Annotated in this window: 19 protein-coding genes and 1 pseudogene; 9 read left to right on the forward strand and 11 right to left on the reverse strand. The window is 62.0% G+C overall.

The annotated features are described in order from the left end of the window. Positions 1–334: 334 nt before the first annotated feature. The gene (gene mtnA / locus BLO80_RS05210) at positions 335–1,411 is read right to left on the reverse strand and encodes an S-methyl-5-thioribose-1-phosphate isomerase (RefSeq protein WP_092327170.1); all 1,077 of its coding nucleotides are present in this window, start codon (positions 1,409–1,411) and stop codon (positions 335–337) included. Between the two features lie 105 nt (positions 1,412–1,516). Here mtnA and BLO80_RS05215 point away from each other — a divergent pair, with 105 nt between their 5' ends. From BLO80_RS05215 to BLO80_RS05235, 5 genes are all read left to right on the forward strand, one after another. Continuing rightward, entirely contained in the window at positions 1,517–2,848 is a 1,332-nt protein-coding gene (locus BLO80_RS05215) for a TRZ/ATZ family hydrolase (RefSeq protein WP_092327171.1), read from the forward strand. 61 nt (positions 2,849–2,909) lie between these two features. Continuing rightward, positions 2,910–3,608 (forward strand): bifunctional 2-polyprenyl-6-hydroxyphenol methylase/3-demethylubiquinol 3-O-methyltransferase UbiG, encoded by a 699-nt coding sequence (ubiG, locus tag BLO80_RS05220; protein WP_063322361.1) that lies wholly within the window; start codon positions 2,910–2,912, stop codon positions 3,606–3,608. 4 nt (positions 3,609–3,612) lie between these two features. Continuing rightward, positions 3,613–4,284, forward strand: coding sequence for an N-acetylmuramic acid 6-phosphate phosphatase MupP (gene mupP, locus BLO80_RS05225; RefSeq protein ID WP_072408441.1), 672 nt, complete (start codon positions 3,613–3,615; stop codon positions 4,282–4,284). A 183-nt stretch (positions 4,285–4,467) separates the two neighbouring features. Continuing rightward, positions 4,468–5,208 (forward strand): YciK family oxidoreductase, encoded by a 741-nt coding sequence (locus tag BLO80_RS05230; RefSeq protein WP_060738597.1) that lies wholly within the window; start codon positions 4,468–4,470, stop codon positions 5,206–5,208. A 347-nt stretch (positions 5,209–5,555) separates the two neighbouring features. Beyond that, on the forward strand, positions 5,556–6,482 hold the full coding sequence (locus tag BLO80_RS05235) for a GGDEF domain-containing protein (protein ID WP_092327173.1): 927 nt from the start codon (positions 5,556–5,558) through the stop codon (positions 6,480–6,482). 274 nt (positions 6,483–6,756) lie between these two features. Here BLO80_RS05235 and BLO80_RS05240 read toward each other — a convergent pair whose 3' ends face one another. The 7 genes from BLO80_RS05240 to BLO80_RS05270 form a co-directional block, all read right to left on the reverse strand. After that, entirely contained in the window at positions 6,757–7,527 is a 771-nt protein-coding gene (locus tag BLO80_RS05240; RefSeq protein ID WP_371856600.1) for an iron-containing redox enzyme family protein, read from the reverse strand. A gap of 78 nt (positions 7,528–7,605) precedes the next feature. Continuing rightward, positions 7,606–10,065, reverse strand: coding sequence for an EAL domain-containing protein (locus BLO80_RS05245; RefSeq protein ID WP_092327176.1), 2,460 nt, complete (start codon positions 10,063–10,065; stop codon positions 7,606–7,608). A gap of 181 nt (positions 10,066–10,246) precedes the next feature. Beyond that, the gene (locus BLO80_RS05250; RefSeq protein WP_092327178.1) at positions 10,247–12,073 is read right to left on the reverse strand and encodes an ABC transporter ATP-binding protein; all 1,827 of its coding nucleotides are present in this window, start codon (positions 12,071–12,073) and stop codon (positions 10,247–10,249) included. Continuing rightward, a complete protein-coding gene (locus BLO80_RS05255) occupies positions 12,066–12,668 on the reverse strand; it encodes a DsbA family protein (RefSeq protein ID WP_175459457.1) in 603 nt (200 codons plus the stop codon). The genes BLO80_RS05250 and BLO80_RS05255 overlap by 8 nt, the downstream gene beginning before the upstream one ends. Before the next feature lie 36 nt (positions 12,669–12,704). After that, entirely contained in the window at positions 12,705–13,646 is a 942-nt protein-coding gene (locus BLO80_RS05260) for an oxygen-dependent tRNA uridine(34) hydroxylase TrhO (RefSeq protein WP_072408456.1), read from the reverse strand. 206 nt (positions 13,647–13,852) lie between these two features. Then, positions 13,853–14,152, reverse strand: a complete 300-nt coding sequence (locus BLO80_RS05265; protein ID WP_060738604.1) for a BolA family protein — start codon at positions 14,150–14,152, stop codon at positions 13,853–13,855. A 12-nt stretch (positions 14,153–14,164) separates the two neighbouring features. Continuing rightward, positions 14,165–14,683 carry a DUF2059 domain-containing protein gene (locus tag BLO80_RS05270; RefSeq protein ID WP_060738605.1) on the reverse strand — a complete coding sequence of 173 codons (519 nt, stop codon included), beginning with the start codon at positions 14,681–14,683 and terminating at the stop codon, positions 14,165–14,167. Positions 14,684–14,885: 202 nt separating this feature from the next. On the opposite strand from BLO80_RS05270, the gene BLO80_RS05275 reads away from it, so the two are divergent. Beyond that, entirely contained in the window at positions 14,886–16,280 is a 1,395-nt protein-coding gene (locus BLO80_RS05275; RefSeq protein ID WP_092327181.1) for a class II fumarate hydratase, read from the forward strand. Positions 16,281–16,518: 238 nt separating this feature from the next. On the opposite strand, the gene BLO80_RS05280 is transcribed toward BLO80_RS05275, so the two are convergent. Next, positions 16,519–17,481 (reverse strand): DMT family transporter, encoded by a 963-nt coding sequence (locus tag BLO80_RS05280; RefSeq protein WP_041475797.1) that lies wholly within the window; start codon positions 17,479–17,481, stop codon positions 16,519–16,521. A gap of 193 nt (positions 17,482–17,674) precedes the next feature. Here BLO80_RS05280 and BLO80_RS05285 point away from each other — a divergent pair, with 193 nt between their 5' ends. Further along, a complete protein-coding gene (locus BLO80_RS05285; RefSeq protein WP_092327182.1) occupies positions 17,675–17,872 on the forward strand; it encodes a DUF6316 family protein in 198 nt (65 codons plus the stop codon). Between the two features lie 177 nt (positions 17,873–18,049). On the opposite strand, the gene BLO80_RS05290 is transcribed toward BLO80_RS05285, so the two are convergent. Further along, positions 18,050–19,234: a thiolase family protein gene (locus tag BLO80_RS05290; RefSeq protein ID WP_092327184.1), complete on the reverse strand. Its 1,185-nt coding sequence runs from the start codon at positions 19,232–19,234 to the stop codon at positions 18,050–18,052. A gap of 103 nt (positions 19,235–19,337) precedes the next feature. Further along, on the reverse strand, positions 19,338–20,852 hold the full coding sequence (gene pap / locus BLO80_RS05295; protein WP_092327186.1) for a polyphosphate:AMP phosphotransferase: 1,515 nt from the start codon (positions 20,850–20,852) through the stop codon (positions 19,338–19,340). A 151-nt stretch (positions 20,853–21,003) separates the two neighbouring features. On the opposite strand from pap, the gene mnmC reads away from it, so the two are divergent. Both mnmC and BLO80_RS30040 read left to right on the forward strand, forming a co-directional pair. Next, positions 21,004–22,986, forward strand: a complete 1,983-nt coding sequence (gene mnmC, locus BLO80_RS05300; protein WP_092327187.1) for a bifunctional tRNA (5-methylaminomethyl-2-thiouridine)(34)-methyltransferase MnmC2/FAD-dependent 5-carboxymethylaminomethyl-2-thiouridine(34) oxidoreductase MnmC1 — start codon at positions 21,004–21,006, stop codon at positions 22,984–22,986. 105 nt (positions 22,987–23,091) lie between these two features. Beyond that, positions 23,092–23,347: pseudogene (locus tag BLO80_RS30040) on the forward strand (IS110 family transposase); the annotation flags it as partial.

Raw genomic sequence — 23,347 nt, forward strand, 5'->3', positions numbered from 1 at the left:
TATGCCATGGATCTGCGCAGTAAAGGCCACCTCGCGAGGTAGCCCTGGAAACCGCCGGATGTTATCACAAGAGCCGCCACGCACCTATCCCCCAGATGCGCATGGTGCGTAGTTAGTTGACCGGTGACAGGCTGATATGGGACCAGAGGGGCTTAGAAGCGCTGCGGATGGAGATTCAGGGGCAAAATGCAAGGGATTTGTAGCCTTCAAGGGCCTCATCGCGAGCAAGCTCGCTCCCACAGGGATCTTTGCATGCTCGAGATTTCGGCCACGACCCGATCCAATGTGGGAGCGAGCTTGCTCGCGATGGCGACAGGTCAGGCAGCACGAACCATCAGTGCAACCGCTTGCGGCACATCAACTGTGCCAGCTTCGCGGTGTCCGGGCGCTCGATGATGCCCTTCTCCGTGACGATGACGTCGATCAGATCCGCCGGGGTGATATCGAAGACCGGGTTGAAGGCGCCCACCTCCGCGCCGAGCCTCCTGCCGCCGATTTCCAGCAGTTCGCGCCCGTCGCGCTCCTCCGTCGGGATGTCTTCACCGCTGACCAGGCTCATGTCGATGATCGAGCTCGGTGCCACCACCATGAAGCGCACACCATGGTGCATGGCACAGACCGCCAGTTGATAAGTGCCGATCTTGTTCGCCACGTCGCCATTGGCGGCGATGCAATCGGCACCGACGATCACCCAGGTCACACCCTTGGTCTTCATGATATGGGCAGCGGCGGAATCGGCGTTGAGGGTCACCGGAATGCCTTCCCGGGCCAGTTCCCATGCCGTCAGGCGCGAGCCTTGCAGCCACGGCCGGGTTTCATCGGCATAGACGCATTCCACCATGCCCTCGATATACGCCCCCCGGATAACCCCCAAGGCCGTGCCAAAACCGCCGGAGGCCAGGGCGCCGGTGTTGCCATGGGTGAGAATGGCCTGGGCGTTGCCCTGGTGCTTGCGGATCAGGTCGACCCCCAACTGGGCCATGGTCAGGTTGGCTTCGCGATCGCTCACGTGGATCGCGATGGCTTCAGCCTCAAGCACCGCCAGCGGCTCGGCATGCTCTTTCAAGCGCCCCAGCCGGTCGCGCATTCGATCCAGCGCCCAGAAAAGGTTCGCCGCCGTCGGCCGGGCTGCGGCCAGCAAGGCAAAATCGGCCTCCAGGGCCGCTTGCCAATCGCCGCCTTCGGCCATCCTGGCCCGCGCCGCCAGCACCACGCCGTACGCCGCACTGATGCCGATGACCGGCGCACCGCGCACGGCCATCGAGCCAATGGCCTCGGCCACATCGGCGATACGGGTGCAGGCGATCCAGCTTTCCTCGAACGGCAAGCTACGCTGGTCCAGCAGGTACAGGACGCCATCACGCCAATCGATGGCCTTCACCTTCTCCGCAGCCAATAGTCGATCGCGCATCCTTCACCCCGTACTCATGAACAAAGCCGCCGATTATAGCGATCCCTCCGCGAAGACGCTCGGGTATACTTCGCCATCCTTTATACCCCATGGAGCCGTTCCACGATGCCCAAGCCTGTCGTTGCGCTCGACTTATTATTGCTGCCGACCTGGTTGGTACCTGTCGAACCCGCCGGTGTAGTGCTCAAGGACCATGGCCTGGGCATTCGCGACGGTTGCATCGTGTTCATCAGTCCACGGGCAGAGGCCCTGAAGTGTGACGCCACCGAGGTCCGTGAACTGCCCGGCATGCTGCTCACCCCCGGCCTGATCAACGCCCACGGCCACGCGGCCATGACCCTGTTTCGCGGCTTGGCCGACGACCTGCCCTTGATGACCTGGCTGGAACAGCACATCTGGCCGGCTGAAGCCAAATGGGTCGATGAAGATTTCGTCCGGGATGGTACCGACCTGGCGATCGCCGAGCAGATCAAGGGTGGCATCACCTGCTTCTCCGACATGTATTTCTACCCCAAGATCGCCAGCGAGTGCGTCCACGACAGCGGTATTCGCGCGCAAATCGCCATTCCGATCCTCGATTTTCCGATCCCCGGTGCCGCCAGCGCCGACGATGCCATTCGTCAGGGCATCGAATTGTTTGGCGACCTCAAGCACCATCCGCGGATCAAAGTGGCATTCGGCCCGCACGCGCCCTACACGGTGGGGGACGAGAACCTGGAGAAAATCCGCGTGATCGCCGAGGAACTGGACGCGGCCATTCATATGCATGTTCATGAAACCGCCTTCGAAGTGCAGCAGGCTGTGGATAACACCGCTGAGCGGCCAATGGCTCGCCTGGCACGTCTTGGCCTGCTGGGGCCACGCTTCCAGGCCGTGCACATGACTCAGATCAGCGACGAGGACCAGGCCCTGCTGGTAGAAAGCAATTGCAGCGTGATCCATTGCCCGGAATCGAACCTGAAGCTGGCCAGCGGTTTCTGCCCGGTGGAGCGCCTGTGGCAAGCCGGCGTCAATGTCGCCCTCGGTACCGACGGTGCGGCGAGCAACAACGACCTGGACCTGCTCGGCGAAACCCGCACCGCCGCCCTGCTGGCCAAGGCCGTCGCCGGTTCGGCCACGGCCCTGGATGCCCATCGGGCGCTGCGCATGGCCACGCTCAACGGCGCCCGGGCGCTGGGCATCGAAGCGACCGTCGGCTCCCTGGAAGTCGGCAAGGCCGCCGACCTGGTGGCCTTCGATCTGTCAGGCCTGGCCCAGCAGCCGATCTACGACCCGGTGTCGCAACTGATTTATGCCACTGGCCGCGATTGCGTCAAACACCTTTGGGTAGGCGGCAAGCCGTTACTGGAGGATGGCCGGCTGACCCGCATGGACGAACCGACACTGATCGCCACGGCCCAGGCCTGGGGTCGGCGCATCAGCGGCCACAACGAATGACCACGCCCCTGGAGCCGCGGCTCGGGGCATCTGATTTTTCAAGCTTTTCGAGGATCTGCACATGAGCAACGTCGACCACGCCGAAATCGCCAAATTCGAAGCCCTGGCCCATCGCTGGTGGGACCGTGAAAGCGAATTCAAACCGCTGCACGACATCAACCCGCTGCGGGTCAACTGGATTGACGAACGGGTCAACCTGGCCGGCAAGAAAGTCCTCGACGTCGGTTGCGGTGGCGGCATCCTCAGTGAGGCCATGGCCCAGCGCGGGGCGACGGTGATGGGCATCGACATGGGCGAAGCGCCGCTGGCGGTGGCGCAACTGCATCAATTGGAGTCGGGCGTCAGCGTGGAATACCGGCAGATCACCGCCGAAGCCCTGGCCGAAGAAATGCCCGGCCAATTCGACGTGGTCACCTGCCTGGAAATGCTCGAACACGTGCCGGACCCGTCCTCGGTCATCCGCGCCTGCTTCCGCATGGTCAAGCCGGGCGGCCAGGTGTTCTTCTCCACCATCAACCGCAACCCGAAGGCCTACCTGTTCGCCATCATTGGCGCCGAATACATCATGAAGCTGTTGCCACGGGGCACTCACGACTTCAAGAAATTCATCCGCCCCTCCGAACTGGGCGCCTGGAGCCGCGCGGCCGGGCTGACCGTCAAGGACATCATCGGCCTGACCTACAACCCGCTGACCAAGCATTACAAGCTGGCCGCCGACGTTGACGTCAACTACATGATCCAGACCCTGCGCGAGGAGTAAGGCGATGCGTCTCAAAGCGGTTCTCTTCGACATGGATGGCACGCTGCTCGACACCGCGCCGGATTTCATCGCCATCTGCCAGGCCATGCGCGCCGACCGTGGCTTGCCCCCCATGAACACTCAGCACATTCGCGACGAGATTTCCGGCGGCGCCCGGGCGATGGTCGCGGTGACCTTTTCCATGGACCCGGAATCACCAGGGTTCGAGGAGTTGCGCCAGGAATTCCTCGACCGCTACCTCAAGGGTTGTGCGGTCCACAGCCACCTGTTCGACGGCATGGCCGAAGTGCTGGCCGATATCGAAGCGGCCAACCTGATCTGGGGTGTGGTCACCAACAAACCCGTGCGTTTCGCCGAACCGATCATGCAGCAACTGGGCCTGGCCGAGCGTTCGAAAGTGCTGATCTGCCCTGACCACGTGAAAAACAGCAAGCCGGACCCGGAACCGCTGACCCTGGCCTGCAAGATGCTCGACCTGGACCCGGCCAGCGTGCTGTTCGTGGGCGATGACTTGCGGGACATCGAGTCCGGCCGCAGCGCCGGCACCAAGACCTGCGCGGTGACCTACGGCTATATCCACCCGGACGACAACCCGAACCATTGGGGCGCGGATGTGGTGATCGACCACCCCTCGGCGCTGCGTGAAGTGCTGGATAACGCGTTGTGCAGTTGCTGAACTGGCGAAATCGAGGCTACTGCCTTTGTGGCGAGGGAGCTTGCTCCCGCTGGACCGCGAAGCGGTCCCCTGGACGACGGCTGCGCCGCCGAGCGGGAGCAAGCTCCCTCGCCACAAAAGCCTCTTTGCCACAAAAGCTTCCTCGTCACCGGTACTGTGCCGCTCTAATTGTTGAGGTTTTTTATGTTTGATTATTCCGCCCGTCCCGACCTGCTCAATGGCCGGGTGATCCTGGTCACCGGCGCCGGTCGCGGGATCGGTGCCGCAGCGGCGAAAACCTACGCCGCCCACGGTGCCACCGTACTGCTGCTGGGCAAGACCGAAGCCAACCTGACCCAGGTCTATGATGAAATCGAAGCGGCCGGTCATCCGCAGCCAGCGGTGATCCCGTTCAACCTCGAAACCGCACTGCCTCATCAATACGATGAACTGGCGGCGATGATCGAAACCGAGTTCGGTCATCTGGACGGCTTGTTGCACAACGCCTCGATCATCGGCCCACGCACCCCACTGGAACAGTTGTCCGGGGAGAACTTCATGCGGGTGATGCACGTCAACGTCAACGCGATGTTCATGCTCACCAGCACCTTGCTGCCGCTGCTCAAGCTGTCCAAGGATGCGTCCGTGGTGTTCACCTCCAGCAGCGTCGGCCGCAAGGGCCGGGCCTACTGGGGCGCCTATGGCGTGTCCAAGTTCGCCACCGAGGGGCTGATGCAGACCCTGGCCGACGAAGTCGATACCGTCGCCGCCGTGCGCGCCAACAGCATCAACCCCGGCGCCACCCGCACCAGCATGCGCGCCCAGGCCTATCCGGGAGAAAACCCGCTCAACAATCCGACGCCCGAAGCGATCATGCCGGTCTACCTGTACCTCATGGGCCCGGACAGCACCGGCGTCAACGGTCAGGCGTTCAATGCACAATAATGAAGCCGGCATCGCGACGATTTACCGTCGCGATGCCGGCCCCGGTCGACGCCAAACCAGGCGAACCGCCAAGTCCACGTCGCCCTGCATTCGTGACTCGCTATCAATTCATTGATTCCTAATCGGTTTTTACGGAAGTGAACCGAATGGCACGACTTTCGCTCTAACCTCTTCAAACATGCCATGTTCGGCAGGTAATGGACGGTGAGACGAGACTTATGCCTGCCATGGAAAGCGGACTAAACTCAAATCAGTTGTCCTATGGGACTGAAGGACCAGTACGACGTGCAGCCCAAAGCCGCCGCACCCAACCTGCGGGACAGATTTAGCTTAGGGGCTAACGCCATATGAAAACGCCCAACCAGATCAACGCGTTCGATTTCGACAGCGCCAAATTGCAGCGTTTGGGCCTGGCTCGGCCATCGCCGCTCCCTGCACGCTCCGTCAGTCTGTCGCAATTGCGCCAGCAATTGAGCCAGCAACTACAGACCAGCCTGGAGCCGCAGCGGATCCTGGGCCTGTTTTTCCGGGAAATCCAGCGACTGGTGCCCCTGGATGCGTTGGCTTATCAGCACAAAGCCAGTGATCTGCGCCTGGAGTTCGGGCAACGCGGGCATCACACCCTCAGCTATAACCTCAGCCATGAAGGCGAACACCTGGGTGAGCTGGTATTCCGTCGTAACCAACGTTTCTCCGAGGCGGAACAGAGCGACCTCGAATCCATCATGTCGACGCTGCTGTATCCGCTGCGCAACGCGCTGCTCTACCGCGCCGCGACCCAAAGCGCCCTGCGCGATCCACTGACCGGTACCGGCAACCGCATCGCCATGGACCAGACCCTGATGCGGGAAATCGACATGGCCAAGCGTCATTCGCAACCCTTGTCGGTGCTGATGCTCGATATCGATCATTTCAAGCGCATCAACGACAGCCATGGTCACGGTGTTGGCGACGAAGTGCTCAAGGCCGTGGCCGAGTCGATCAAGGGCCAACTGCGCAATGTGGACATGGTGTTCAGGTTCGGTGGTGAAGAGTTTCTGATCTTGCTGGCCAATACCAGTCGGGATGCGGCGGCGATGGTCGGTGAACGACTGCGTCATGCCGCCCAGACCCAGGATTACTTCGCCGCAGGCACAAGGATCGATCTGACGGTCAGCCTGGGGTGCGCCACCCTGCTACCGGGGGAATCCTCGGAAAGCCTGCTGCGCAGGGCCGACAGCGCGTTGTACGTAGCCAAGCGCGAAGGCCGCAACCGGCTGGCGATGGCCGGCTGAAAACGATTGTGGGACCGAGCTTGTGTGGGAGCGAGCTTGCTCGCGATGGCGGCAGCATATCCGACATCTGCGCGAGCTGACCCACCGCTATCGCGAGCAAGCTCGCTCCCACAGGGATTTGGGGTGAATCTGAAGCCAGCGCTCATCCAAAACGACCGTGGGAGCGAGCTTGCCCGCGATAGCGGCCTGGCAGTCAACCTCCCCGTCGACTGTCAGGCCTCTTCGCGAGCAGGCTCGCTCCCACAGGTTGTGTGGCTATCTGTAGCGGTAGTAATCAGCTACCGGCCATTGCCAGACGCTCACGGGTGGCTGACGCCCTGCTGGCAGGCTCCGCCTGTTCCAGCTGCATGCAACGCTCCAGGAACAGGTACATGTAGTCATAGCTCTTGCACACGGCCTGGCGCAGCTCCGTTTGCAGGGCCTTGCTCGGGTTCATCCCCGCCAGCGTACAGATGATTTCCAGGGCTTCCCAAGGATGGGCATCGTCGTACTGGGCATGCATCTTCAGCCACTTCATGGCCCGCTTGCGGTCTTCCTCGGCAAAAGCGGCCGCATAGACACCGTTGGAACACACCAGCGCCGACCACTCTCCCGTGGCGCCCTCGATGGCGTAGTTGGTCGCGGCGATGGCCACGATCAACGAGTCCGAGGAACTGGTGTGCCAGCACCAGTGGCTCAAGGCATGCAGCTCAGGCGGTACCTGCTGGGCTTGCAGGTCTTCCAAAGTCACGCCATGGGCGGCGCTCCAGTTGACCCAGTAGTCGGCATGGTTGAGTTCGACACGAATGTTGCGCATCAGCCAGCGACGCGCCATGTCCTCGCCGGGGTGGCGGGCAAAGCGGGTCTTGGTGAGGTTCTGTGCCATGTATAAAGCGAACTGTTCGACGACCGGCCAACCACCAATGAGGTAGTGGCGCATGGTCTTGGCGCTGAGCTTGTTGTCGCGCATGCGCTGATACAGTTCGTGTTCGACAACCCGGCGCTTGCTCTCGCTGCAATCGGTAATGAGCTGCTGTGCCCATTTCGGATAGCTTGTGGCGTCCATGAGCGGGCCTGTTCGGTTGAATGTGTCGATCACTGTCGGGCTCCTTTTGATTGTGATTTTCTCGGATCAGCAAGAGTTTCAGCGGAACGTGCCGGGGGCCTTGAATAACAGCGGCTGGGGCCGGGCCGGCCGACATTGCAACGTGTCGCAGGTAAACAATTGCGGGCGTTCGATCACATACCCCTGAGCGTAGTCCACCCCTATCTCCAGCAATGCCTGCTCGATCTGGGCGGTTTCAACAAACTCGGCAATCGTGCGCTTACCCATGACGTGACCGATGTGATTGATCACTTCGACCATTGCACGGTTAATCGGGTCGTCCAGCATATCCTTTACGAAACTCCCGTCGATCTTCAAGAAGTCTACAGGTAAATGTTTCAGGTAAGCGAATGAAGACATTCCGGCGCAAAAGTCATCCAGAGAGAAATAGCAGCCCAAGCTCTTGAGTTCATTGATAAAGCGGATCGCACTGCCCAAATTCGAAATAGCGCTGGTCTCTGTAATTTCAAAACAAATCATTTCCGGCGGAATGGAGTAGGCCACGAACTGTTTACGCAGGAAGTCGAGGAACGCCTGATCTCCGATAGTTGTGCCTGACAGATTAATCGCACACATCGCCATGGGCCCCTGCCGCGATTCATTCAGGCACCGGCGGATGATCTTGAAGACATTCTCCACCACCCAACGGTCCAGGGACGTCATCAGCCCGTAGCGTTCCGCCGCGGGAATGAAGCTGTCCGGCAGGATCATCCGCCCGGCTTCGTCATGCAGGCGCAACAGGATTTCAATGTGTCCGCCACCATGATCGCCCGGCCCCAGCGCGGCGATTTCCTGGGCGTACAGGCAAAAGCGGTTTTCCTCCAGGGCCATGTGCAAGCGCTGGACCCAGGCCATCTCGCCAAAGCGCAGGGACAACTCCGAGTCATCGGCGTGATAGACCTGGACCCGGTTGCGCCCCTTTTCCTTGGCCATGTAACAGGCCATGTCGGCAGCCCGCAGGGACGCCTCCAGGGTCGTCGGGGTCTGGGCGATATGCACCAGGCCGATGCTCACGGTGGTCACGAACGGCCGGCCCTTCCAGACAAAGTGCAGGTTTTGCACGGTCTGGCGCAGCCCTTCAGCGATTTTTTCCGCCGCCTCCGGCGAACAGTTCTCCAACAGTATCCCGAACTCATCGCCACCCAGCCGGGCCAGGGTGTCATTTTCCCGCAGCCCTGACTGCAGCAAGGCGCAGATATGCCGCAACAATTCGTCACCCGCCGCATGACCGCAGGTGTCGTTGACCAGCTTGAACTGATCCAGGTCGAGAAACATCAAGGCATGGCGCCCGATCTGGCGAGTGAGGTTGTGCAAGGCTTGCTCGAGGCGATACTCGAACTCCCGGCGGTTGGCCAGGCCCGTCAGGGCGTCATGAGTGGCCTGCCATGACAGGTTGGCGATGTATTGCCGCTCCTGGGTCATGTCATGCAGCACCAGCACGGCGCCACTGACCTTGCCCGCATGGCGGATCGGCGCGCCCACCAGGGTGACCGACACGGTACTGCCATCCAGGCGCTGGATCAGTTTCGAATGTTCACTGGCGCCGCTGAGCCGACCGCTGAGGATGTGCTCGATCAGGGTCAGTCCTTCGGTCTGGGCATTGTCATCGAGCAAATTGAACAGCGCGGCCAGGGGCAAGCCCGTGGCGTGTTCGGCCTTCCAATGCGTCATCGCTTCGGCGGCGGGGTTCATGTAGGCGATGGCCCCCTCCACGTCGGTGGTAATCACCCCATCGCCGATGGATTGCAGGGTGATCTGTGCCCGCTCTTTCTCCATCTGCAGCGCATTGGCGAACACCTGCCGCTGGGCCAGCAGTTTATGGGTACGCAACAACGCCAGGACGATCAACCCCAGGGCGGTGGCGAAATTGGTCACCAGCAAGAGCCTCAGGATGAAGCGCGAGCCCTCGCCCAATGCGTCGCTGAACGCCTTGGCAGCCGGGGTGACGGAATCGTTGATCGCAAAGATCTGGGCCTTCCAGCCGCGAATATCCACCTCTGACGCCTGGCCCGCGACAATACTGCCGTGCATCTGCCGGGCGACGTTATCCAGTTCGGTCAGATAGCCATCGCCCACCGTCCAGAGATCGATGGCTTCTTCCAGGTAACTGAAGTGACGGAAGTTCAGATAAAGCCAGATCAGGCTGGCCACATCGTCCGGGTGATTGCCGCCCTTGAGGATCCCGGCCCGTGCCGCTTCCAGGTCCGGCGGTTCGCGGTCCAGCGCGACCCGCAGTTCATGGCCGCCCTCGGGTACGGCGATGGCTTGCTGGTATTTGTGGAAAATCGCCTCGTCGCGGCTGTCGGCGTAGAGGTTGAGGTAATAGATGGCGTCTTTCTGGCCCTTGGACCAGAGACTCTCCCCCGCTACATAGCCGCGGACGGCGGAAAGCACGTAAAGGCTGACGCCGCCAAGCAATGCCTGAAATAGCACAACGGCAATAAAGGGCCAGACGATGCCCAGCAGCCGTGGTGTTCCGAGAGTCTGCTTTTGCTTCATGAGGTCCCTTGCACAGGTACTGCCGAACGAACACCCGCGAGAATTCCGCTCCTGACTCAACAGCCTAGGCTAGTTTTCGCCCCATAGAATGAATGGATGAAGAGATCTTTGCGTGGAATTTGGAAGAATCGACGTGTTTGCCTGTTTTTTCCGATACTAAGCACAGAAAACGGCGGGAAACTCAAGGCTGTTGTATCTGTTGCAAATGACCGTAGAGTCGAGCGTAAAGGCCCCCGTCGGCAATCAACTGCAAATGGTCGCCGTCTTCGGCGATTTGACCACCGTCGAACACCAACACCCGATCGGCCTGCTTCACCGCCGAAAGCCGGTGGGCGATGATCAACGTGGTGCGTGCGCTCAAAAAACGCGCCAGTGCCTGGTGAAGGTTGTACTCGGTGGCCGCGTCCAATGCCGAGGTGGCTTCGTCGAGAATCACCACCCGTGGGTCAGCCAGTACCATGCGGGCGATGGCCAGCCGTTGACGCTGTCCGCCCGACAACCGAACCCCGGAACGCCCTACAACGCTTTCCAGGCCCTGGGGCAGCGCCCGTACCGTGGCGTCGAGCTGGGCGATTTCCAATGCCCGCCAGCAGTCGTCGTCGCTGCACTCACGCCCCATGGCCAGGTTGGCCCGTACCGTGTCGTTGAACAGTGCCGGATGTTGCAACACCACAGCAACATTCTCCCGAATGGTTTCCAGACCGATCTCCTGCTGCGTGGCGCCGCCAAAACGAATGCTGCCCGACTGTGGCGTGTACAGCCCCAGCAGCAACTGCACCAAGGTGCTCTTGCCGCCGCCACTGGCCCCGACGATGGCGACTTTCTCGCCCGGCGAAATGGACAGGTTCAACTGGTCGAGCACCAGCTCCTCGCCGTAACCGAAACTCAACCCCTGGATTTCGATGCCCACGGTGTCACGGCCCTTGAACGGATCGACGCCCCCCGTGTACTGGGGCTCGTCGGCCCGGGCCAGCAGTTCGTTGATCCGGTTCAAGGCGCCGCCGGCCGCGTAATAGGCGTATTGCAGGTTCAACAGCTGCTCGACCGGGCCGATCATGAACCAGAGGTAGCTGAACACCGCCAGCATCTGGCCGATGGACAGGTCGGAAAACACCACGGTGAGCATGGCCGCCGCGCGAAAAATATCGATGCCGAACTGGAACAGCAAACCACTGGCGCGGTTCGAGGCGTCGGTTTTCCACTGCGAATTCACGGCGTAATCGCGGACCTCCTTGGCACGCATCCCCAATCGGCCAAGGAAATAACCCTGGCGGTTGCCGGCGCGCACTTCCTGGATGGCATCCAGGGTTTCGGTCAAGGCCTGGGTGAAGCGCGAGGTACTGTCGTTCTCCAGCTTCTTGAGGTGTTTGACCCGCTTGCCCAGTTGCACCGTGGCGTAGATCACCAGCGGGTTGAACAGCAGGATCAGCAGCGCCAGTTTCCAGTGCATCCACACCAGGATCCCGGCGGTGCCCACCAGGGTCAGCATCGCCACCAGGAAACGGCTGAGGGTCTCGCCGATGAATTTGTCGAGGGTGTCCAGGTCGGTGACCAGGTGGGCCGCCACGGTGCCGCTGCCCAGGCTTTCGTACTCGCCCAGGGAGATTCGTTTGAGGCGTTCGATCAAGCGGATGCGAATGCGATAGACAATGTCCTTGGCCAGCCTGGCGAACAGGCGCGCCTGCACCACGTTGAACAGCAAGGCACCACAGCGCAGGGTCAGGGTCGCCAGCAACATCAGCCCGATGTAGCCGGCTGCGCTCTGCCAAGCCGTGGGCAAGGCATGGTTCATGACTTTCAGGGCCGCATCGCCGTGGCCCAGCAGGACCTCGTCCACCAGCAACGGCAACAGCAACGGAATCGGCACGCTGCACAGCGTCGCCAGCACGGCCACGCCGTTGGCGATCCACAGGGCTTTTTTATGTTTGAGGGCCAGGCGACGGATTTCCGCCCAGCTCAACCGGTCGATGCGCTGCGAGGTCGATGGGGCTGACGGCCGCTCAGGCACAGGTCGCGCGCTCCAACCAGCGGCCAAGCAAAGGCGACAACTGGCTCAGAGGCTGGTAACCGTTGGTCAGCAAGGCCAACTGGCCGTCACGCTCGGCCAGGAGCGTGGGAAACCCGGCAATGCCCAAATCCTGCACCCAGGTGAAATCCGCCGCAGTGGCCGCGTGCTGGTCGGCGCGGTCGAAGGCCGCGGCGAATTCGATGCGTGGCAGCCCCGCCTGCTCGGCCAGCTCCACCAGGACGCTGGCGTGGGTGACGTCACGGCCTTGTACATAAAAGGCCTGTTGAATCAGCTTCACCAGCGTCCAGGCCAGATCCGGGGCCAGGCTGCGGGCCGTCACCACTGCCCGGCAGGCGGGCTCGGTGTCGTAGACGAAACCATCCGGCAACGCGCCTTCAAACTTGAAGGGCTGTCCAGTGGCCTGGGTCACGGCCTGCCAGTGCTCGATAATGTAGCGCCGGGTGGTCGGCTCCAGCGCCGAACCGCTGCCGGTGCGCAAACCGCCCACCACCAGGTGTAGCTCCACACCCGCGGCGTGCGCCTGCTCGACCAACGCCTCGGCCACCGGCGCAAAGCCCCAGCACCAGGAACACATAGGGTCCATCACATAGAGCAGGCGTGACGTCATGGCTCAAGCCTCGGAAGATGTTTGCTTGTAGTTGTAGCCGATCGGGTGCGGCATGTTGCGCGCCTTGGCCAACTCGATCTGTTTCTGCCGGTCGATGGCGCTGCGACGGGTTTTCTCGCTCAGCTTATCCCAGCAATGCGGGCAACTGATGCCAGGCACATAGTGCTCCGAAGCGCGGTCTTCTACGCTCACCGGAGTACGACAGGCATGACATTGATCGTAGTCTCCTTCGCTGAGGTCGTGGCGAACGGTCACGCGGTTATCGAACACGAAGCAGTCGCCGCGCCACTTGGTTTCCTCCTGAGGGACCTCTTCGAGGTATTTCAGGATGCCGCCCTTGAGGTGATAGACCTCGTCGAACCCCTGGCCAAGCATGTAGCTGGAAGCTTTTTCACAGCGAATGCCACCGGTGCAGAACATCGCGACTTTCTTGTGTCTGGCCGGATCGAAGTGGGCCTTGATGTACTCGGGGAACTCGCGAAAGCTGGTGGTCTTGGGGTCGATGGCGCCTTCGAAGGTGCCGATGGACACTTCATAATCGTTGCGAGTGTCGATCAGCAGCACTTCCGGATCGCTGATCAGCGCGTTCCAGTCCCGCGGTTCGACGTAGGTGCCGACTTGCTTGTTCGGGTCCACGCCTTCGACACCAAGGGTGACGATTTCTTTCTTGAGCTTGACCTTGGTGCGGTAGAACGGCTGCTCATCGCAATACGACTCTTTATGGTCGATGTCGATCATGCGCGGATCGTTCTTGAGCCAGGCCAGCAGGCCGTCGATGCCTTCGCGGGTGCCGGAGACCGTGCCGTTGATGCCTTCCTCGGCGATCAGCAACGTGCCTTTGATGCCGTTGTCGAGCATGGCCTTGAGCAAGGGCTCACGCAGCTCGACGTAATCTTCCAGGGTGACGAACTTGTACAGTGCCGCCACGACAATGGGTTGTGTCATGGGTGTTTCTCCAGGTGGCTACCCTCGTAAAGGGTGAACCGGATGCGAAAAAAAACGCGCCGGGTGAGCGGCGCGTTGCGGATTCTAACAAAAAACAGGAGGGGTGCAGACAGCGATTGCTGTGGCCAACAATGCTGTGAGGATCACTCTATGGGAGCAAGCCTTGCTCCCATAGACTCAAGGCCTTGCCACCCACAGCAGCCCACTCAGTGCTTGCTACCACCGGCACAGGTCGGCGAAGCCGGGGCCGCGTCGATCCGGGCCCACTCTTCAGGTGTGTAGGTGTGCAGCGCCAACGCATGGAATTCGCCCATCAGCTCGCCCAGCGTGCCATAGACCTTCTGGTGACGCTTGACGCGATTGAGCCCTTCGAACTGCTGGCTGACCACCACGGCCTTGAAGTGGGTCTGCAGGCCACGGCTGTGCATGTGGCTTTCATCCAGCACTTGCAAATGCTCGGGCTGCAACAGCCCAAGCGTTGATTCGATGCGTTGTTGCATGCTCATACCGGGCTCCGCTTACGGCTTTTTCTTGGCTGGAGCGGCTTTTGGCTCGAGTTCGGCCGTCATGTCGGCCAGCAGCTTGTTGACCACCGGCACCGCGCTTTCCAGCTTGGCCTGGGTCAGTTGGGCCGATTGCTGGGTCAACTGTGGCATTTTTTCCAGGACTTTCTTGCCCAATGGCGACTGGTAGAAAGCGACCAGGTCCTTGAGCTCCGATTCGTTGAAGTTGCTGGTGTAGAGCTTGACCATGTCCGGCTTGAGCTTGTTCCAGCCGATGGCTTGGTCCAACGCGGCATTGGCCTTGGCCTGGTAGGTTTCCAGGGTGGCTTTTTTCGATTCGGGGGCCTTGGTCTGTTCAAAGCGCTGGGCGAACATCTGCTGCACTTGCATGTACACCGGAGTGCCCAGTTTGTCAGCGTGCGCCAGGGTCAGGAACGCTTCGGCGCTGGCGTTGTGGCTGGCGGTATCGGCGAAAACAGGGCCGCTGGCACACACCAGAGCAACTGCGGTACAGATGGCACGAAGACGGGTCATCGAGTTTCCTTTCATTACAGGCGAGGTAAAACCCCAAGGGCGACCATTCTGCGCCTAAAAAACGCCGGGGCTCAACCCCGATGGTTGTCGGGTCCGATTGACGGGCCGAAGCCACCGTTGCTGGATTGAGGGATGATTGAGGGAACCGGAGCCGCCCATCTAGGCCTAAACTGCGCATTCAGCCTTTAAGGAGTTTGACCCGATGAGCCGTATCGAAACCGACAGCCTTGGCCAGGTTGAAGTCCCGGACGACGCCTACTGGGGCGCGCAGACGCAGCGTTCCATGATCAACTTCGCCATTGGCAACGAACGCATGCCGCTGTCGGTGTTGCACGCCCTGGCGCTGATCAAGAAGGCCGCCGCGCGGGTCAACGATCGCAACGGAGACCTGCCCGCCGACATCGCCCGCCTGATCGAACAGGCCGCCGACGAAGTGCTGGCCGGCCAGCATGACGATCAGTTCCCGCTGGTGGTCTGGCAGACCGGCAGCGGGACCCAGAGCAACATGAACGTCAACGAAGTGATCGCCGGACGCGCCAACGAACTGGCCGGCAACCCACGCGGCGGCAAGAGCCCGGTGCACCCCAACGACCACGTCAACCGTTCGCAGAGCTCCAACGACTGCTTCCCCACCGCCATGCACATCGCCGCCGCCCAGGCCGTCCATCAGCAATTGCTGCCGGCCATCGGCGAGCTGTCCGGCGGTCTCGCGGAACTGGCCGCACGCCACATGAAGCTGGTCAAGACCGGCCGTACCCACATGATGGATGCCACGCCGATCACCTTTGGCCAGGAACTGTCGGCGTTCATTGCCCAGCTCGATTACGCCGAACGGGCGATCCGCGCCGCGCTACCGGCGGTCTGCGAACTGGCCCAGGGCGGCACGGCAGTGGGCACCGGGCTCAATTCACCCCATGGGTTCGGCGAAGCGATTGCCGCTGAACTGGCGGCGCTGTCGGGCCTGCCGTTCGTCACCGCACCCAACAAGTTTGCCGCGTTGGCCGGCCATGAACCCCTGACCTCATTGTCCGGTGCGCTGAAAACCCTCGCCGTGACCCTGATGAAAATCGCCAACGACCTGCGCCTGCTGGGCTCCGGACCACGCGCCGGGTTCGCCGAGGTGAGATTGCCGGCCAACGAACCGGGCAGTTCCATCATGCCCGGCAAGGTCAACCCGACCCAGTGCGAAGCCTTGTCGATGCTGGCGTGCCAGGTCATGGGCAACGATGTGACCATCGGTTTTGCCGCCAGCCAGGGGCATTTGCAGTTGAACGTGTTCAAACCGGTGATCATCCACAACCTGCTGCAATCGATTCGCCTGTTGGCCGATGGCTGCAGCAACTTCCAGCAGCACTGCATCGCCGGGCTCGAACCGGACGCCGAGCAGATGGCCGCGCACCTGGAACGTGGGTTGATGCTGGTGACCGCGCTGAACCCGCACATCGGCTACGACAAGTCGGCGGAAATCGCCAAGAAAGCCTACGGTGAAGGGCTGACCTTGCGCGAGGCGGCCTTGCAATTGGGGTATCTCACCGATGAAGAGTTCGATGCCTGGGTGAGGCCGGAGAATATGTTGGAAGCGGGTAGCCAGGGCTGACGCCGTCCCTGTGGGAGCGAGCCTGCTCGCGATGGGGCCGGTCGGCTCGACATCCTCATCGCCTGCCAAGCCGCTTTCGCGGGCAAGCCCGCTCCCACAGGGAATCCATGTGAGCCGCAATATTGCATACACTGAAGATTCACTGTGGGAGCGAGCTTGCTCGCGATGAGGCCGGCAGGCTCGACATCACTGTTGCCTCACAAGCCGTTATCGCGAGCAGGCTCGCTCCCACAGGGGGCTAACGCCCGACCGCCAAACGCTCGCGCCGGGCCCTGAGCCCGGCGATCAGCGAGGGCCCCAGGGCAACCAGCGCCGAACCCAGGACCACCAACACCGCCCCACCATAGCCCAGCAGGTTGATCTGCTCGGCATGGACATAATCAGGCCACCACCAGGCCGCCATCGCCACCGCGGCAAAGGTCACCAGCGGCGTGATCGCCAGGGTCGCGCTGACCCGCGACGCTTCCCAATGGGCCAGGGCTTCGGCAAACGCGCCATAGGCAATCAGTGTGTTGAGGCAGCAAGCGAGCAACAACCAGCCTTGCAACGGGCTCAATTGCAGCGCCTCCAACGGATGCACCCAGGGTGTGAGCAGCAGCGCGCAGAACAGGTAGATCACCATCATCACCTGCAACGAGTTCCACACCGTCAACAATTGCTTCTGGCCCAGGGCATAAAACGTCCAGACCGTCGACGCCAGCAACACCATCAGCACCCCGGCGGTGTAGTCGCTCAGGGACGTCAGCAACTCGCCCAGGCGCTGGTTGAAAAACAGCGTGAAACCGATCAGCAGCACCAGCAGGCCGATGCCCTGCCCCACGCTGAACCGCTCCTTGAACACGAACAGGCTGGCGACCAGCAACATGATCGGCCCCATCTGCACCACCAGTTGCGCGGTGCCGGGGCTCAAGCGATTCAGGCCCATCAGGTACAACACGTAGTTGCCCACCAGCCCGAGCACCGCCATCGCCACCAGCCAGCCGCCGCGAGGACCGAGCACCTTGCGACTGGGCAGGCGCCGGGTGGCCGCCAAATAGATGAACAGCAAACCGCCGGACACCAGCAAGCGAAACCAGGTCACGGTGACCGGGTCCATCACTTGCAGCACTTGCTTGAGCTTGATCGGCAGGATTCCCCAGAGCAGGGCAGTCAACAGGGCAAGGAACAAGCCGTAGACCCAGCGACCGGACGATATGTGCATGCGACCCTCGAAGCCCAAGACAAAGAACGCCCATTCTAGGCATCTATCACCCAGCAACACAGGAACAGTTGTGGATTAATTGAACCGGGTACGGATATGGCACATCGCCGCCTATCGGTTCGCCAAGCAGCCATCGACGCCAGCTCCTAAACTTCACTCAACCTGATCCCTCCGCCTCTTTTGGAGCCCCCTCATGCTCGGCAAACGCGCCCAGGACCTCGCCCCTGCGATGGTCTTTCCCAGTGACCGGATTTGCCGGATAAACGGCGAATTTTACTTCAACACCCGGGAAGGCACCCAGGAAGGGCCGTTCGCCAGTCGCGAAGATGCGTTGCGGGAGGTGGAGGCGTATGTACAGCGAATGCTGCGACTGACTCAGGTCGCCAGCTAGCGCACCGCTCTCTTGTGGCGAGGGAGCTTGCTCCCGCTGGGTCGCGAAGCGGCCCCCCTGCCCCGTCAATAAACCGCATCGACAGGTTAACGACTGCTTCGCAGCCGAGCGGGAGCAAGCTCCCTCGCCACACAAGCTCCCTGGCCACAAAAACCGCCGACCTCCATAAGCCCGTGGTTATCCCACCGCCTCGAACAACCCCGTAGCCCCCATCCCGCCGCCCACGCACATGGTCACGATGCCATAACGCAGGTTGCGCCGTTGCAGCTCACGCACCAGATGCCCCACCTGCCGCGAACCGGTCATGCCGAACGGATGGCCGATGGAGATCGAACCGCCATTGACGTTGTATTTCTGCGGATCGATTTCCAGCCGGTCGCGGCTGTACAGGCACTGGGAAGCGAACGCCTCGTTGAGTTCCCACAGGTCGATATCGGCGATCTGCAAGCCCTTGGCCTTGAGCAGCTTGGGCACCGAAAACACCGGGCCAATGCCCATTTCGTCCGGCTCGCAACCGGCCACTGTAAAGCCACGGAAAAACGCCTTGGGCTTGAGCCCCAGGGCCAAGGCCTTGTCCAGGCTCATCACCAAGGTCATCGAAGCCCCGTCGGACAACTGCGAGGAGTTGCCCGCCGTCACCGAGCCGTCTTCGGCGAACACCGGCTTCAGGCCCGCGAGGCTTTCATAGGTGGTGTCGGGACGGTTGCAATCATCACGATCGACCACGCCATCGAGGATCTGCACGGCACCCGTGTTCTTGTCCTCGACCCGGTACTTGACCGCCATCGGGATGATTTCGTCATCGAACAACCCGGCCGCCTGGGCCTTGGCAGTGCGTTGCTGGCTCTGCAAGGCGTAGCGATCCTGCTCCTCGCGGCTGACCTGGTAACGACGGGCGACGATCTCGGCGGTCTGGCCCATGGGAAAATAAATCCCGGGCACCTGCTCCTTGAGCAGCGGGTTGATCAGGTTGTCAGTGTTGACGCTTTTCATCGTCAGGCTGATGGACTCCACCCCGCCGGCCACGATGATGTCGCTGCAACCGGAAGCGATCTGGTTGGCGGCGATGGCAATGGCTTGCAGGCCCGAAGAGCAGAAGCGGTTGAGGGTCATGCCGGCCGTGCCGATGCCCAATTGCGAGAGCACCGCCACGTTGCGCCCGATGTTGTAGCCCTGGGCACCTTCATTGGACCCGGCCCCGACGATGCAGTCCTCGACACTGGCCGGGTCGATGTCGTTGCGCGCCAGCAAGGCATTGACGCAATGGGCCGCCATGTCATCCGGACGGGTCATGTTGAACTTGCCACGAAAGGACTTGGCCAGGCCGGTCCGTACGCTGTCGACGATCACCACTTCACGCATGGCTGCACCTCATTGTTGTAGTCGGTTGAGAGTGGATCGAGCATAGATCCACTGGATAACCGACCGCGACAATCATTCACCTGGCGTATGCGCGCCCATCGCCCTAGCGCTTCTTCTTGCGAGCCTGTTTCGCACTGCGCTCGAAAGCCGCCTCCAGCGCCTGGTTGAGGGTGCGCAACACCTTGACCCGCGCCCAGCGCTTGTCGTTGGCCTCCACCAAGGTCCAGGGGGCGATCTCGGTGCTGGTGCGGTCGACCATGTCGCACACTGCCGCGCGGTAGGCATCCCACTTGTCGCGGTTGCGCCAGTCATCCTCGGTGATCTTGAAACGCTTGAACGGGATGTCCTCGCGCTCCTGGAAACGTTCCAGCTGGGTTTCCTTGTCGATGGCCAGCCAGAACTTGACCACCACCACGCCGGCATCGGCGAGCTGTTCCTCGAAGTCGTTGATCTCCCCGTAGGCCCGCAGCCAGTCGGCCTGGCTGCAAAACCCTTCGACCCGCTCCACCAGCACCCGGCCGTACCAGGAGCGGTCGAACATGGTGAACTTGCCGCGTGCGGGAATATGCCGCCAGAACCGCCACATGTAGGGATGGGCGCGCTCTTCTTCCGTGGGCGCGGCAATGGGCACGATGTTGTATTGGCGCGGGTCCAGGGCCGCCGTGACCCGCCGGATCGCCCCGCCCTTGCCCGCCGCGTCATTGCCTTCGAACACCGCCACCAGGGCATGCTGGCGCATGCGTTTGTCCCGCAGCAGCCCGGCGAAGCGCGCCTGCTCGGTGATCAGCTGTTCTTCGTAGTCGGCCTTGTCCAGGCGCCGGGTCATGTCCAGGCTGTCGAGCAACGTGATCTGGCCATCCAACTCGGGCAGCGGCGCCACGCTGACCTTTTGCGGCTTGATCTTCGGCCGGTCCAGGGCCTGGCGCAAGCCGTCGAGCAGGATCCGCCCGACGGTGAGGCTGCGATAACAGCTGTCCATGCCTTCGATCACATGCCACGGCGCGTAATCGCGACTGGTGCGGCGCAGCACACGCTCGCCGTATTTGACGAACTTGTCATAGGTCTGGGATTGCTGCCAATCCAGCGGGCTGATGCGCCAACTGTGCAGCGGGTCATCCTTGAGCCCCTTGAGGCGGGCCTTCATTTGTTTCTTGGACAGGTGGAACCAGAACTTGAAGATCAGCGCGCCCTCATCGCAGAGCATTTTTTCCAGGCGCTCGGCCCCGGCGATCGCCTGGTCGAGCCGTGGGTCCTTGAATTCGCCATGGACCCGGCCTTGCAGCATCTGGCTGTACCAGTTGCCGAAGAAAATCCCCATGCGCCCCTTGGCCGGCAGCATCCGCCAATAACGCCACGCGGGAGGCCGCGCCAGTTCCTCGTCGGTCTGCTGGTCGAAGGTGCGCACTTCGATCAGCCGCGGGTCCATCCATTCATTGAGCAACTTCACCGTCTCGCCCTTGCCCGCGCCTTCGATACCGTTGATCAACACGATGACCGGAAACCGACCCTGCTGCTGCAACTCGAACTGCGCTTCCAGCAGTGCTTCACGCAGGGCCGGCACCTCGGCTTCGAAGGTGTCTTTATCGATGACGTGACCGATTTCAGCGGATTCAAACATGGACAGCTCCTTCCAGGGATTGGGGCAAGACTAGCGGATTGGATGCGGCCCTGTGCAGCAGATTCCATCAGGAACAACGCTGTGTTGCGATGGGTCAAGCAAGCGGATACCGATCGGCTAGAATGGCCACCTTGTTTCGACCGAGCCTGCCATGACGCCTGTACAGCACCACGCCCAACTCGACTGGGACGACCAGGGTCGCCCGCGTTCGCGGGTGTTCGACGACGTGTATTTCTCCGATCAGTCCGGGCTGGAAGAAACCCGTTACGTGTTCCTCGAGCAGAACAACCTGGCCGAGCGCTTTGCCGCGCTGCCCGCCAACGGGCGCCTGGTGATCGGCGAAACCGGCTTTGGCACCGGCTTGAATTTCCTCTGCGCCTGGCAGTTGTTCGAACAATGCGCGCCGACCGGGGCGCGGCTGCATTTCGTCAGCGTCGAGAAGTATCCATTGACCCCGCAGGACCTGTGCCGGGCCCTGGCCCTCTGGCCGCAGCTCGCCCTCCAGGCCGAGCAACTGCTTGGGCAATACGTGGCGATCCATCAGGGTTTCCAGCGCCTGGTCCTGGCCAATGGGCGGGTGACGCTGACCCTGTTGATCGGCGATGCCCTGGAGCAGTTGCCGCAACTGGACGGGCAGATCGACGCCTGGTTCCTGGACGGTTTCGCCCCGGCCCGGAACCCCGAGATGTGGACCGCCGAGCTGTTCGCCGAACTGGCCCGGCTGGCCGCACCCGGCGCCACCCTCAGCACCTTCACCAGCACCGGCTGGGTCCGGCGCTTGCTGAACGCGGCGGGCTTCAAGATGAAGCGCACGCCGGGCATCGGCCATAAGTGGGAAATCCTGCGGGGCGTGTTTCTTGGCTGGCCGGAGCAGACGGCGGCGCCATCCCCGGCAAAACCCTGGTACGCCCGCCCCGTGCCCCCCGCCGGCGAGCGCCGGGCCCTGGTGATCGGAGGCGGCCTGGCCGGTTGTGCCAGCGCGGCGAGCCTCGCCGCCCGTGGCTGGCAGGTGACGCTGCTGGAGCGTCATGCCGGGTTGGCCGAGGAGGCCTCCGGCAACCCCCAGGGCGTGCTGTACCTCAAGTTGTCGGCCCACGGCACCGCGTTGTCGCAGATGATCCTCAGCGGCTTCGGCTACACCCGGCGCGTGCTGGAGCAATTGCAACGCGGCGTTGACTGGGATGCCTGTGGCGTCTTGCAGTTGGCCTTCAACAGCAAGGAAGCCGAACGCCAGGCACAACTGGCCGAGGCGTTCCCAGCGGATTTACTGCACTCCCTGGATCAGTCCGAGGCCCAGGCCCGATCCGGCATCGGCCTGGCCTGTGGAGGCTTGTTTTATCCCGAGGGCGGCTGGGTGCATCCGCCAGCGCTGTGTCGCTGGCAGGCCTCGGGACCGGCGATCGATGTGCAACCCCATCATGACGTGCTGCACTTGCGCCGCGTCGACGGCCAATGGCAGGCGTGGGACAGCGAACGCTGCCTGGCCAGTGCGCCGGTGGTGATCCTCGCCAGTGCTGCCGAGATCAAACGCTTCGAACCGGCTGCCGACTTGCCGCTCAAGCGCATTCGCGGGCAGATCACCCGTCTGCCGCAAACCCACCGCAGCCAGAGCCTGGCGACGGTAGTCTGCGCCGAAGGTTATGTGGCGCCGCCGCGACAGGGCGAACACACCCTGGGCGCCAGTTTCGACTTCAATAGTGACGATCTGACCCCCACCGCCGCCGAGCACGCCGGTAACCTGCGGATGCTCGAAGAAATCTCCCAAGACCTGGTGCAGCGCTTGAACGCCACTACCTTGGACCCGGAGCACCTCGAAGGCCGCGTGGCGTTTCGTTGCACCAGCCCGGATTACCTGCCGATTGTCGGACCGTTGGCCGACCGCCAGGCCTTTATCGACGCCTATGCGGCCCTGGGCAAAGACGCCCGCCAAGTACCGGATATCCCTTGCCCGTGGCTCGAGGGGCTGTACATCAACAGCGGCCACGGTTCCCGAGGCCTGATCACCGCGCCCCTGTCGGGCGAACTGATCGCCGCCTGGCTGGACAACGAACCGCTGCCACTGCCCCGCAACGTGGCCGAGGCCTGCCACCCGAACCGGTTCGCGTTGCGGGCCTTAATTCGAGGCAAGGCTTAGCACCGACTTCTTAAGACATGTCACAACCCCTAATGAAATGGTCCTCTCAGACCTCCCCCAGTGAAAGCTAAGCTTTCACTGGGGGATCTACCGGAGACCGCCGCCATGAATACTGACAATCTTGCTATTACCAGCTTGGATCTAGGCAAAAACTGCTTCCACTTCTACGGTCAAGATAACCGCGGGCGCCACCTGTTCCGTGCCAAGGTTTCACGCGCTCAGGTTTTTGCCTTCATTGCTCAACTGCCCCCTTGCACCCTGGCTATGGAAGCCTGCGGCGGTGCGCATTTCATGGGGCGATTCGCAGTCAGTTGTGGCCATCAACCCAAACTCATAGCAGCCCAACATGTACGTCCTTACG

The sequence above is a fragment of the Pseudomonas sp. NFACC56-3 genome (assembly GCF_900100025.1).
Classification (GTDB): domain Bacteria; phylum Pseudomonadota; class Gammaproteobacteria; order Pseudomonadales; family Pseudomonadaceae; genus Aquipseudomonas; species Aquipseudomonas fluorescens_AA.